Genomic DNA, 11,285 nt, shown 5'->3' on the forward strand with positions numbered 1-11,285 from the left:
GCTTCAGCCTTGGAATCAGAGTCGGAGTCGACGGACTCGCCCTCGTCGCCGATGGTGGCGATGACCTCGCCGACCTCGATGGTGTCGTCCTCGTCGGCCTTAATCTCCAAGAGGGTACCCGCAACCGGGGAAGGGATTTCGGTATCGACCTTGTCGGTGGAGACCTCGAGCAACGGCTCGTCGACCTCGACGGTGTCGCCCACAGACTTGAGCCACTGAGTAATAGTGCCTTCAGTTACGGATTCGCCCAGTTCGGGCATCTCAACGGAGTGCGCCATGAGAATTAAGACTCCTCGAAAGTTGGAAATAACAAACCTTTTGTCAACAGCCTACCGGTTCGGTCAATTCGTCGCGCATTATCTCACCCCTAAAGCGGTGTTCCGCCTCACAGGCTGCCGAAGACTAGGTGTGAGTTACCGGAAAACTGTCTACAGCACTAGGATAGTGTGCCGTGTTCAACCCTTTCCGCCGACGTCGCTCTAAGTCTCCGCTGAAGCCGCCCCGCGCCCCCGGGGAAACCATCCGTGAACAGGATGCACGCGATCTGCAGGGCTGGGCGCGCCCCCGTGGGTGGGTCGAGGTCTTCGTGGAGCCGGAGACCATCGTCAATGAGATGTCGGTGGTCGTCGTCGATGAGGGCGGCGACTTCATCCGGCGGCGCATCGGCGGCCCCAAGGGTATCGACGCCGTGGCCAAGCTGTTGGACTGTCCGGTCTACGACGTCGAGGAGACCGGCTACCCGGAGCGCATGCGCCGCAAGATGGAGCGCGACCGGATCCTGCGCAAGCGGGAAGAACAAAAAATTCGCCGCGCCCGGTTTGAGCGCGGCGAAAATCCCGATTCTTAAGGGATTAGTCCTCGAACGATTAATCCTCGTCGTCGGTGGTGGCCTCGGCCGCGTCGGTGCTGCCCGCCCCGGCGACCTGCTGTAGGACGGCAATGATGGTGCGGGTCGGCACGCCAGTGGCGCGCTTGGGAGTGTAGCCGCGGGCGCCGTCGCCGTTCCAGGCGGGTCCGGCGACGTCGATGTGGGCCCAGTCGATGCCCTCGCCGACGAAGTGCTCCAGGTAAGTGCCGGCGAACTGCATGCCGCCCTCGCGCTGGGCGTTGATGTTGCGGATGTCGGCGTTATCCGACTTCAGCGACTCGTTGTGCTCTTCCAGCAGCGGCACGGCCCAGGCGTTTTCGCCCACGCGGCGGCCGATGTTGGCGACCTCGTCGCGGAACTCTTCAGTACCCATGACGCCGGCGGTGCGCTTGCCCAGCGCAACCATCTGGGCGCCGGTCAGGGTAGCGGTGTCGATGAGGTAGTCCGGCTTGTCCTCGCTCGCGCGCGCGATGGCGTCGGCCAGCACCAGGCGGCCCTCAGCGTCGGTGTTGAGTACCTCGGAGGTGGTGCCGCCGTAGTGGGTGATGACATCGCCCGGGCGGGTGGCGGAACCAGACGGCATGTTCTCGGCCAGCGGGATGGTCGCGGTGACCGTGACGTCCAGCTTAAGGTAGGCCGCGGCCAGGGTGGCGGCGGCCACGGCGGCCGAGCCGCCCATGTCCATGATCATGTCCCACATGCCGGCACCCGGCTTCAGCGAGATGCCGCCGGTGTCGAAGGTGATGCCCTTGCCCACCAGCGCGACGTGGTGCTTCGCCTTGGACGGGTTCCAGGTCAGGCGGACCAGGCGCGGCGGGCGGGCCGAGCCCTGGCCCACGGACAGGATGCCGCCGAAGCCTTCCTTTTTCAGCTGCTTGTCGTCCAGCACCTCGACGTCCAAGCCCGCGGCGGTGGCGTGGGAGGACAGGATGTCCGCGTAGACGGAGGGGTAGAGCTCGTTGGACGGGCAGTTGACCAGGTCGCGGGTGAAGACGGTGGCCTGGGCGATGGCGCGGGCCGCGTTGAACTCGTTCTTGGTGGCCGCGTCCTTCTTGTCCTGCAGGAGGAAGGAGACAGTCGCCGGCTTCTTGTCCGCCGGCAGCTTGTCGGAACGCAAGCCGCGGTGGACGTAGCCGCCCAGGATGATGCCCTCGACGGCGGCGGCCAGACCGAATTCGTGCAGGGTGGTGGCCACCTTATTCAGGCCTTGGACGCCCCGGGCGGCGCTGCCGGCGGCCCGGCGCAGGGCCTCGTCGTCCAGCTGCTCAGCCTCGCCGAGGCCGACCGCCACGATGGAGTCGGTGCCGACCGCGGGCGGGGCCGGGATGCGGTGGACCGATCCGGCCTTGCCCGTGGCGCCGACGGCCAGCAGCTGGTCGAGGACGGTGCGCAGGGCGTCGCCGTCCAGCGCCGCGGACGCGGGGACCTCCACGCCGTCATCACTGGCGAAGATGCCGATGACCAAGGCCTGCGCCTTCTCCGGGATCTTCTTTGCGAGCTTAACCGCGGGAACCACGCCGGCGCCCGGGATCTCGATTGGGGATTTCTTCTTAGCCATAGTTGTCATCCTCCTATTAAAAGCCGTCACTACAGTCTGCCCGCCCCGCCGGCAGCGGGGTGGTGTAGCTATTTTTAGGGTATGGCCCCACTGTAGCGGCCAGCGGGCCGGGCCGGGGAAGGTTTGGCCCCGCGGTTTCCCAACAGGTGGGACGAAGGGCGGTGGGCGGCAGCGGTCAAAGGGTTTCGCTACTAAAAACCGGTTGGGTGACCGAAAGGCGGAGTAGAGTGTGGACATGACTTTGCTTGACTACACCGTAACCCGTACCGACCAGCCGACCAGCCCGGAAAGGATTGCCGAGATCCTCGACAACCCGGGGTTCGGCCGCTATTTCACCGACCACATGGTCACTATCGACTGGAACGAAGAGGAAGGCTGGCACGACGCCCAGGTGCGCCCCTTCGGCCCCATGGAGATGTCGCCGGCCTCCAACGTCTTTCATTACGGCCAGGCCATCTTCGAGGGCATCAAGGCCTACCGGCAGCCGGATGGCACCGTGGCTACCTTCCGCCCGGAGCAGAACGCCGCGCGCATGATCCACTCGGCCGAGCGCTTGGCGATGCCGCCGCTGCCCGTCGAGGAATTCACAAACTCGCTAGCCCAGTTGGTCGCCGTCGATAAGGACTGGGTCCCGGCCGCCGGCGGGGAAGACTCGCTCTACCTGCGCCCGTTCATGATCTCCACGGAAGTCTCCCTGGGCGTCCACCCAGCCAAGTCTTACCGCTACATCGTCATCGCCTCCCCGGCTGGGGCCTATTTCACCGGCGGCGTTAAGCCGGTCTCCGTCTGGCTGTCTACCGATTACGTGCGCGCCGCCCCGGGCGGGACCGGAGCGGCGAAATTCGCCGGCAACTACGCGGGCTCCCTGCTGGCCCAGGCCCAGGCCGAAGAGAAGGGCTGCGATCAGGTCGTCTGGCTGGACGCGCTGGAGCGCAAGTACATCGAGGAAATGGGCGGGATGAACCTGATGTTTGTCTACGGCAGCGGCGACAACGCCCGGATCGTCACCCCGGCGCTGTCGGGCTCCCTGCTGCCCGGCATCACCCGCGACTCCCTTCTGCAGGTCGCCCAGGACGCCGGCTACGAGGTGGAGGAGCGCCGCATCTCCGCCGAGGAGTGGCACGCGGCAGTCGACAGTGGCGAGATGACCGAGTCCTTCGCCTGTGGTACCGCCGCCGTCATCACCCCGGTCGGTCGCGTGCTGGGCAAGGACGTGGACTTCACCATCAACGGCAACGAGCCGGGGGAGGTCACCATGGCGCTGCGCATGCAGCTTACCGACATCCAGCGCGGCAGCCAGCCCGACACCCACGGGTGGCTGCACACGCTGGTCTAGGCGGCCGGTCCTAGCCCCGGCGGCTGCCGCGGAGCTAGTCCGCCAGGGCCGTGGCGATAAGCTCCACGGCCGAATTCATCAGCGGCAGGGAGGACAGGGCGCCCAGGCCCTGGCCTGCCGTAACCGCCATATCCAGCCAGGGCTCGTGGCCAAGGTCCGCCACGGCGCGCTCGAAGGCCGGGGTGGCGGTGGAGGTCGCTACAAAGACCCATTCCTGGGTGCCCGGGCTTAGCCGCTCGGCCAGCATGGCCGCGGCGGCGCCGAAGGAGCCGTCGATGAGCACCGGGGTGCGGCGCGCGGCCGATTGCGCGATGAAGGCGACCTCGGCGGCAAACGCCGGCGAGCCCAGCAGACGGATGAGCTCGGCCGGCTCGTCGGCCAGGCCGCGGCTGCGGAACATCGCGTCGCGGACCACGCTGACCTGCTGCTTCCATTGCTCCGTCGGGACTTGTGCGCCGTAGGGGACGATGGCCACCGGCTCGGTGCCGGTCACACGGCCGACGATGGCCGCGGCCACGGTACTGTTGCCGGCGCCGATATCGGCCGGGATCACCACGTCGTCGCCCTCGTTAGCGCTGGCGTTGGCGGCCTTGATACCGATGTCGAAGGCCTGGGCGACAAGCTCCGCGTCCATGGCGTCAGCGCTATCGATCGGGGCGGAGGTACCCGCCTGGATAAGGCGCACGCGTGCCTCGGCCCGGTGGGCCAGATACTCGATCGGCCCGGTGTGCTCGGACAGCTGCTGGACGGCGTCGCGGCTAAAGTTAGCCGGCCACTGCGACACCGGCGCGTCCGCGCTGGCGATGCCGTTGTCCCCGGCAAAGACCACCACCCGCGGCCGGGATACCGGCAAAGGGCTGACCCGCTGTTGGCAGCCGGCCAGCCAGACCACCGGCAGGGACATCCGCCCTAGGGCGGCGGCCTGCGGGTTTAAGGCCACTTTGGCTGCGAGCTCGCGCCGCTCGGCCGCGCCGATGCTGGCCGCGCTATCCGCCTGCAACTCCACCATGACTAGGCCAGTGCCTCGCCCGGCTTTAACCGCGGGCGCGGAACGCGCCACTTGCGCGGCTGGGTGGCCCGCCCTACCGCGTAGCTGCCGAGGCTGAAGCCGGTCGCGGTGGTGCCGGGGAACTTCACCCTTACTGCGTTGTTGACGCGGCGGCCGTGCAGGATGGCCAACACGGCGAAGAGCAGGATAAAGACCATGCCCACGGCCGAGACCGCCGGGGAGATGCTCGGGACGAAGGTGCCGACGAACATGAACAGCAGCAAGGCCAGCGCACCGGGCATCGTAAAGCGCAGGGGGCTATCCGCGACGTCGACGACGTCGCGGGCATAAGCCCGCTCCTTGCCGCGGTCGCGGGCCGGCAGGTAGCGCTCATCGCCGGCGGCCATGCGCTCTTGGGCCTCGCGGTTGCGCTTGCGCTGCTCCTCGCGCTCCTTGGCTTTGTAGTCCTTCCATTCTTCCTTGGACATGGACTTCTTTAGCTCTTTGCGGTTCTGGTGCGCCTGCGCAGTAGACATGCGGTGCGGATCGCGGATAACGCCCTTGGCGATTTCCTGATCCGCGCGCTTCGGGGTCGGCCGGCCCTTCGGCGGCGTGTAGCCTTTCGGGTAGTTCTGGCCGGCCTCGCCTGCGCCAGCCTTGCCGTTATGCGCGGCCGAGCCGGCGCTGGCCGACTGGTCGGCGGTGTCCGCTGCGGCGGCGTCCTGATTGTCTTTTTGCCACGGTAGTTTCACAACACCCAAGGTTACAAGGTTGGTTGGCTAAAGTGGAATAAGCCCCGCGCCCGTGCGGTTGAACAGGAATACAAGCCATGACCCCGCCGCCGGGCACGTCAGCCTTTCTTGACGGTAGTGAGGCGAGTAGGGTGGTGGAGAGCACTAAGATACGACGCACAGTCGAACAATCAAGTCGAACAAGGAGTATTTATGACCGCCCCAGCATCTGCTACTGGCGTCATCCTGACCGAGGCCGCCGCCGCCAAGGCGAAGGCCCTGCTCGATCAGGAGGGCCGCGACGATCTGTCCCTGCGTATTGCTGTCCAGCCGGGCGGCTGCGCCGGCCTGCGCTACCAGCTGTACTTCGATGACCGCACCCTGGACGGCGACAAGGTCGACCAGGTCGGCGGCGTGAACCTCGTCGTGGACAAAATGTCCGTTCCGTACCTGACCGGCGCCAAGATCGACTTCGCTGACACCATTGAGCAGCAGGGTTTCACCATCGACAACCCGAATGCCGGCGGTTCCTGCGCCTGCGGTGACTCCTTCAACTAAATAGCCGTTGGCGGCGAACACACCAGTTCGCCGCAACGCACACAAAGCTTTGGGCTCGGCCCTCCTGCAACGGCAGGGGCCGAGCCCAAAGCTTTAGCTATCTTCAGCTATCTTCAGCAACGAACCTGGCAGGCGTTAGAGCTTGACCGGGTAGTCGCGCTGCTCGATCTGCGGATCGATGCGGTCTTCGACGAAGATGCCGTGCCAAATCATAAAGGACAGGACCGTCCACAGGCGGCGGGAGTGGTCGCTGACGCCGTCGCGGTGCTCCTTGAGCATCTCCAGGACGGCCTTCTTGTTGAAGATGTCCTCGGTCTGCGAGGCGTTGATCTGGTCCTGGGCCCAGCCGTAGAGCTCGTCGCCGGCCAGCCAGTGGCGCATGGGCACCGGGAAGCCCAGCTTCTTGCGGTGCAGCACGTGCGGCGGAACGATCTGCTCCAGGGCCTTGCGGAGTGCGTACTTGGTGGTCCCGTGGGAAATCTTCAGGTCGTGTGGGATGGTCTCGGCGACCTTGAAGACCTCCTTGTCCAGGAAGGGCACGCGCAGCTCCAGGGAGTTGGCCATGTTCATCTTGTCCGCCTTGACCAGGATGTCCCCGCGCATCCAGGTAAACAGGTCCAGGTGCTGCATGCGGGCGACTGGATCGAAGTCCTGAGACTGAGCGTAGATCGGGGCGGTGACCTCGCGGTGGTCCCACTCGCGGCGGGCCCACGGCAGGACGCGCTGGAGCTGCTCGAAGTTGAAGGAACGCGCGTTGCCGTAGTAGCGCTCCTCCATAGTCATCGAGCCGCGGTTGAGCAGCGACTTGCCCTTCATGCCCTCCGGCAGGACGCGGGAGAGCTGGCCTAGCCCGCGGCGCAGGGGAGAGGGGATCTTCTCAAACGGCGCCAGGGAGAGCGGTTCCTTATATATTGTGTAGCCGCCGAAGAGTTCGTCGGCGCCCTCGCCGGACAGCACCACCTTGACGTGCTTGCGGGCCTCCTGGGCCACGAAGTACAGCGGGACCAGGGAAGGATCCGCGACCGGGTTGTCCAGGTACCACATGATCTTCGGCACGGCGTCGGCGTACTCCTCTGGGGAGACGATCTTGACGATGTGTTCGACGCCGATGGCCTCGGCGGATTCCGCGGCGACGTCGACCTCGGAGTAGCCCTCGCGCTCAAAACCGGTGGTAAAGGTCAGTAGGTTTTCGTTGTGGCGCTTGGCCAGCGCGGCGATGGCCGTGGAGTCAATGCCGCCGGAGAGGAAGGAGCCGACGGTCACGTCCGCGCGCATATGCTTCTCGACGGAGTCCTCCAGGGCGCGCGCGATGCGGTCGAAGAGCTGCTGCTCCTGGCCCTGAGCGACCTTCTGGACCGGGAAGGTCGGGCGGAAGTAGCGGTCGGCGACGACCTCGCCGCCGGGCTTCAGGGTCACGGTGCAGCCGGATTCGACGCGGCGGATGTTGGCGTGTAGGGACTCCGGCTCTGGGACGTACTGCAGGTCCACGTAGTGCTCGATGGCTCGCTTGTCAAGGCTCAGATCTAGACCGATGGTCTCGGCCATGGCCAGGATGGACTTCATCTCGGAGGCGAAGACCGTGCCGGCGGAGGTAGTGGCGTAGTAGAGCGGCTTGATGCCGAACTGGTCGCGGGCGGCGAACATCGTTTTGGTCTGGGTGTCCCAGATGACGATGCCGAACATGCCGCGCAGGTGGTTGACCACGTCTGCGCCCCAGTGGTGGTAGCCGACGACGATGGGCTCGCCGTCGCCTTCCGTATTAAAGGTGTAGCCGGCGGCCTGTAGCTCCTCGCGCAGCTCCAGGTAGTTGTAGATTTCGCCGTTGAAGGTCAGGGCGTAGCGGTCCGGGGCATCGGCCGGGCCCCAGCGTAGCGGCTGGTGGGAGTGCTCCAAGTCGATGATGGACAGGCGGTTAAAGCCGAAGACGGCGTCGTCGTCGTGCCAGATTCCGGCCGCGTCCGGACCACGGTGGCGCATACAGGGCAGTCCGTCCTCAACGGCCTGGACGTAGTCCGTGGCGTTGTGATTCGCGGCTAGCAAACTTAAAAGTCCGCACATACGGGTCTCGCTCCTTGCTAAGAAAGTTTCTGAACAACTTGGCATTTTACGGGGCGCGGGGCGCAGATAGCTATTGGCGCTCCGAGGGCGGGGCTGCGGACTGGCTGTGGGCGACCTGTGGACGGCGGCCGGCTGCCGCCGCGGGGTGGGGTAGCGGCGTAGCTTCCACCTTTAGGGGCGAACTTTCGGATGATAGCCAGCCCAAGTGTCTGTGAATTGGGTAACAGGAGAGAAATCGCAGTTAAAGGGCGTAATCCACGGCAGAGGCCGATGACCATGTAACATAATCGGCCGTTACGGTCGCGGGCCAAGGAATGCGCGCGACTGTTCTTGGGATTCGGCTAAGAAATGCGAGCTGGATCCACTATCCTAAACAGATAGGAATGCTCTGAGAGCGTTTAAGAAGTTTGTGTGGACAGAAAGGCAGAACACACGTGGGACAGCGTAATAAGCGCAACCTGGCCCGGAAGGCTGGTCTAGCGGGCGCACTGGCACTTGGTGGCAGTGCTCTCGCAGCCTGTGATGTGCAGGCTCCCGAGGCCGTAAACAAGGTCCTGGGATTCGGCTGGCCGCGGGGCATTACCCCGGAGGCAGAAGCGATGTACAACTTCTGGATCTGGGTCTGGGTTGCTGCATGGACTATCGGTATCATCATGTGGGGCCTGTTCCTGGTGGCCATCTTCCGGTGGAGCGCCAAGCGGGCTAAGAAGCAGGGCAAGGGCGAGTTCCCGAAGCAGCTGCAGTACAACGTCCCGCTGGAGCTGGTGCTGACGGTTATCCCGATCATCATCATTACGGCCCTGTTCTTCTTCACGGTTCAGACCCAGCAGAAGGTCACCGCCCTGGACAAGGACCCGAAGGTGACCGTGGATGTGACCGCTTACCAGTGGAACTGGAAGTTCGGCTACGCCGCCGTCGACGGTTCGCTGGCTGGTGGCCAGGACTACGACGGCACCGATGAGGAGAGCAACCGTCTGGCGGAAGAATCCGCCATCGACCCGGAGGGCACCGAGAACGCTAACCCGATTCACGGCAAGTCCAAGGGTGACATCTCCTACCTGAACTTCAACGACATCGAGACCGTCGGTACCACCGAAGAGGTTCCGGTTCTGGTCCTGCCGACCAACACTGCGATTGAGTTCCGCCTGGCTTCCGGCGATGTCTCGCACGGTTTCTGGATTCCGGAGTTCCTGTTCAAGCGCGACGTGTACGCGCACCCGGAGAACAACCAGCAGGAGCGCGCTTTCCAGGTGGAGAGCATCGACAAGGAAGGCGCCTTCGTCGGCCGTTGTGCTGAGATGTGCGGTACCTACCACGCGATGATGAACTTCGAGCTGCGTGCCGTTTCCCCGGAGAAGTTCGAGGAGTACATGCAGTACCGCATCGACAACCCGGACGCTCCGAACTCTGAGGCCCTGGCGCACATCGGTGAAGCTCCGTATGCCACCTCGACCCAGCCGTTCAATTCGCAGCGCAACACCCAGGATGGCGACAACTACGTTGACGCCAATGACAAGGCACAGGCATAAGGAGATATTGAACCATGCGTGTAGGTGCAAAAGTCTTTTACGGGATCTTCACATACCTGTTGATCTCCGAAATCGTCTACATCTTCGCCGTCAACTTCGTTAAGGACGACGGCTACCGCCACGGCCCCGAGTGGGCAGGCATGGTCGCCATGGCACTTGCGGCCCTGCTGGCCCTGATGCTCGCGGTCTACATCCAGTTCACCGACGCCCGTTCTGACGTCCTGCCGGAGGACTGGGAAGAGGCGGAGACCGAGGATTCCGCCGGCATCCTGGGCTTCTTCTCCCCGGGATCCATCTGGCCGTTCATGATGACTATGGCAATCGCGGTCCTGGGTCTGGGCATCATCTTCATGTACTACTGGATGATTGTCTTGGGCGCCATCATGCTGGTGTGGGCTACCGCCAAGCTCTCGCTGCAGTACGGTCTGCCGAAGGAAAAGCACTAGCTTTACACTGCGCGCCATAGGCGCCCCGCAGCTTCTTAGACGACAAGGCCCCGGGTCTCCCACAGAGGGAGGCTCGGGGCCTTGTCGTATCTAGTTCCAGAAAGTTCCCGCGAACTCCAAAAAATTTTGCCCGCGTGGGAAATGCCTGGGTTTTGCTGACGATGCCGGGGGAGCGACCGCCGGCTTCCGCCGGGTAGTTGGTGCTAAAACCCCTCGTTATGGCGATTTTCGCCTGGGGGTAATACGAAAGTTGCAAGCCTGCGGTTTTGCCGGCCGCGGAACGTGAATTATCTCTCATTCGATTTTCGCCGGAAATGGTTGCAACCCGACGCGGTCTCGTTCTCGCGGAAATTCGGCGTTGTGAGGTGTTGTCGTATGGTGTTCTTTAGGGTGCGTTGACCTGCGCGAATGGCGGGGTTGGGGAGAGGGTTTGGCGGCGAAATTAACGTTGCTTAACGGAAGATGCGGCCGTTTCTGTGTTTTTGCTGACTGCGCGCGGAAAAATTAATAGCGAAAGCGGGGGGAACTAGATGAATTCGGGTCGAGAAACGGCCATACTAATAGGCGTGACGAGCGCAGTTTCTAATCAAGGTATGGCAGCACCACGTGTTGCCGCGCTGAACCGACCCAATATGGTCAGCGTGGGCACCATCGTGTTCCTGTCGCAGGAGTTAATGTTCTTCGCCGGACTGTTCGCGATGTGGTTCACATCCCGAGCTAACGGTCAGGAAGGCGATTGGGCGGAGCACACCGCCCACATCAACGTGCCGATGGGCTTCCTTATTACGGGCGTCCTGGTGCTTTCCTCCGTGACCTCGCAGTTCGGCGTCTTCGCCGCAGAAAGGGGTGACGTATTCAAGCTTCGGCTCTGGTACTCGGTGACCATCCTCCTGGGCGTTTTGTTCCTGGGCATTATGGCCTTCGAGTGGTACGAGCTGATTCACCACGGTGTTACCGTCCAGGCGAGCGTGTTCGGTTCGGTCTTCTACATTCTGACCGGCTTCCACGCGGCCCACGTGACCGGTGGCCTGTTGAGCTTCGTGGTGATTTTGCTCCGCATTGCCAAGTCCAAGTTCACGCCGGCACAGGCAACCGCTGCCATGGCCGTGTCGTACTACTGGCACTTTGTGGACGTCGTGTGGATCGGCGTTTTCGTCGTTATCTACCTCGTCCAGTAGGCCGTAGATAGCCGAGCCATCTCGGTCTACAGCCA

11 protein-coding genes are annotated in these 11,285 nt (G+C 63.8%); 6 read left to right on the top strand and 5 right to left on the bottom strand.

The genetic code is table 11. From position 1 onward, the window contains the following. Nucleotides 1–278 (bottom strand): biotin/lipoyl-containing protein (locus HMPREF3067_RS10180; RefSeq protein WP_305764499.1); only part of this gene is annotated, 278 nt, incomplete at its 3' end. Nucleotides 279–451: 173 nt separating this feature from the next. On the opposite strand from HMPREF3067_RS10180, the gene HMPREF3067_RS10185 reads away from it, so the two are divergent. Then, nucleotides 452–847, top strand: a complete 396-nt coding sequence (locus HMPREF3067_RS10185) for an oxidoreductase (protein ID WP_070769612.1) — start codon at nucleotides 452–454, stop codon at nucleotides 845–847. Between the two features lie 19 nt (nucleotides 848–866). Here the strand turns inward: HMPREF3067_RS10185 and HMPREF3067_RS10190 are convergent, their stop codons facing one another. Next, a complete protein-coding gene (locus HMPREF3067_RS10190) occupies nucleotides 867–2,426 on the bottom strand; it encodes a leucyl aminopeptidase (protein ID WP_070769613.1) in 1,560 nt (519 codons plus the stop codon). Nucleotides 2,427–2,661: 235 nt separating this feature from the next. Between HMPREF3067_RS10190 and HMPREF3067_RS10195 the strand changes: the two genes are divergently transcribed. Further along, nucleotides 2,662–3,762, top strand: coding sequence for a branched-chain amino acid aminotransferase (locus HMPREF3067_RS10195; protein WP_070769614.1), 1,101 nt, complete (start codon nucleotides 2,662–2,664; stop codon nucleotides 3,760–3,762). Nucleotides 3,763–3,796: 34 nt separating this feature from the next. Here HMPREF3067_RS10195 and HMPREF3067_RS10200 read toward each other — a convergent pair whose 3' ends face one another. Both HMPREF3067_RS10200 and HMPREF3067_RS10205 read right to left on the bottom strand, forming a co-directional pair. Then, nucleotides 3,797–4,771, bottom strand: coding sequence for a nicotinate-nucleotide--dimethylbenzimidazole phosphoribosyltransferase (locus HMPREF3067_RS10200; protein WP_070769615.1), 975 nt, complete (start codon nucleotides 4,769–4,771; stop codon nucleotides 3,797–3,799). 2 nt (nucleotides 4,772–4,773) lie between these two features. After that, nucleotides 4,774–5,502: a DUF3043 domain-containing protein gene (locus HMPREF3067_RS10205; RefSeq protein WP_070769616.1), complete on the bottom strand. Its 729-nt coding sequence runs from the start codon at nucleotides 5,500–5,502 to the stop codon at nucleotides 4,774–4,776. A 192-nt stretch (nucleotides 5,503–5,694) separates the two neighbouring features. Between HMPREF3067_RS10205 and HMPREF3067_RS10210 the strand changes: the two genes are divergently transcribed. Continuing rightward, complete coding sequence (locus tag HMPREF3067_RS10210; protein WP_070769617.1) at nucleotides 5,695–6,039, top strand: HesB/IscA family protein; 345 nt, start codon at nucleotides 5,695–5,697, stop codon at nucleotides 6,037–6,039. 135 nt (nucleotides 6,040–6,174) lie between these two features. On the opposite strand, the gene asnB is transcribed toward HMPREF3067_RS10210, so the two are convergent. Next, a complete protein-coding gene (gene asnB / locus HMPREF3067_RS10215; RefSeq protein ID WP_070769618.1) occupies nucleotides 6,175–8,097 on the bottom strand; it encodes an asparagine synthase (glutamine-hydrolyzing) in 1,923 nt (640 codons plus the stop codon). Between the two features lie 434 nt (nucleotides 8,098–8,531). On the opposite strand from asnB, the gene HMPREF3067_RS10220 reads away from it, so the two are divergent. The 3 genes from HMPREF3067_RS10220 to HMPREF3067_RS10230 all read left to right on the top strand — a co-directional run bounded on the left by HMPREF3067_RS10220 (nucleotide 8,532) and on the right by HMPREF3067_RS10230 (nucleotide 11,250). Beyond that, nucleotides 8,532–9,626, top strand: coding sequence for an aa3-type cytochrome oxidase subunit II (locus HMPREF3067_RS10220; RefSeq protein WP_070769619.1), 1,095 nt, complete (start codon nucleotides 8,532–8,534; stop codon nucleotides 9,624–9,626). A 14-nt stretch (nucleotides 9,627–9,640) separates the two neighbouring features. After that, a complete protein-coding gene (locus HMPREF3067_RS10225) occupies nucleotides 9,641–10,072 on the top strand; it encodes an aa3-type cytochrome oxidase subunit IV (protein WP_070769620.1) in 432 nt (143 codons plus the stop codon). Between the two features lie 593 nt (nucleotides 10,073–10,665). Continuing rightward, complete coding sequence (locus HMPREF3067_RS10230; protein WP_210400109.1) at nucleotides 10,666–11,250, top strand: aa3-type cytochrome oxidase subunit III; 585 nt, start codon at nucleotides 10,666–10,668, stop codon at nucleotides 11,248–11,250. Nucleotides 11,251–11,285: the final 35 nt, after the last annotated feature.

Origin of the sequence: Corynebacterium sp. HMSC04H06, from assembly GCF_001815935.1 — a bacterium.
GTDB lineage: Bacteria > Actinomycetota > Actinomycetes > Mycobacteriales > Mycobacteriaceae > Corynebacterium.

Excerpts from the sequence above, each read along its gene's own strand:
- asnB (WP_070769618.1), bottom strand. The coding sequence starts at position 8,097 with ATGTGCGGACTTTTAAGTTTGCTAGCCGCGAATCACAACGCCACGGAC.
- HMPREF3067_RS10195 (WP_070769614.1), top strand. The coding sequence starts at position 2,662 with ATGACTTTGCTTGACTACACCGTAACCCGTACCGACCAGCCGACCAGC.
- HMPREF3067_RS10230 (WP_210400109.1), top strand. The coding sequence starts at position 10,666 with ATGGCAGCACCACGTGTTGCCGCGCTGAACCGACCCAATATGGTCAGC.
- HMPREF3067_RS10210 (WP_070769617.1), top strand. The coding sequence starts at position 5,695 with ATGACCGCCCCAGCATCTGCTACTGGCGTCATCCTGACCGAGGCCGCC.
- HMPREF3067_RS10225 (WP_070769620.1), top strand. The coding sequence starts at position 9,641 with ATGCGTGTAGGTGCAAAAGTCTTTTACGGGATCTTCACATACCTGTTG.
- HMPREF3067_RS10200 (WP_070769615.1), bottom strand. The coding sequence starts at position 4,771 with ATGGTGGAGTTGCAGGCGGATAGCGCGGCCAGCATCGGCGCGGCCGAG.
- HMPREF3067_RS10190 (WP_070769613.1), bottom strand. The coding sequence starts at position 2,426 with ATGGCTAAGAAGAAATCCCCAATCGAGATCCCGGGCGCCGGCGTGGTT.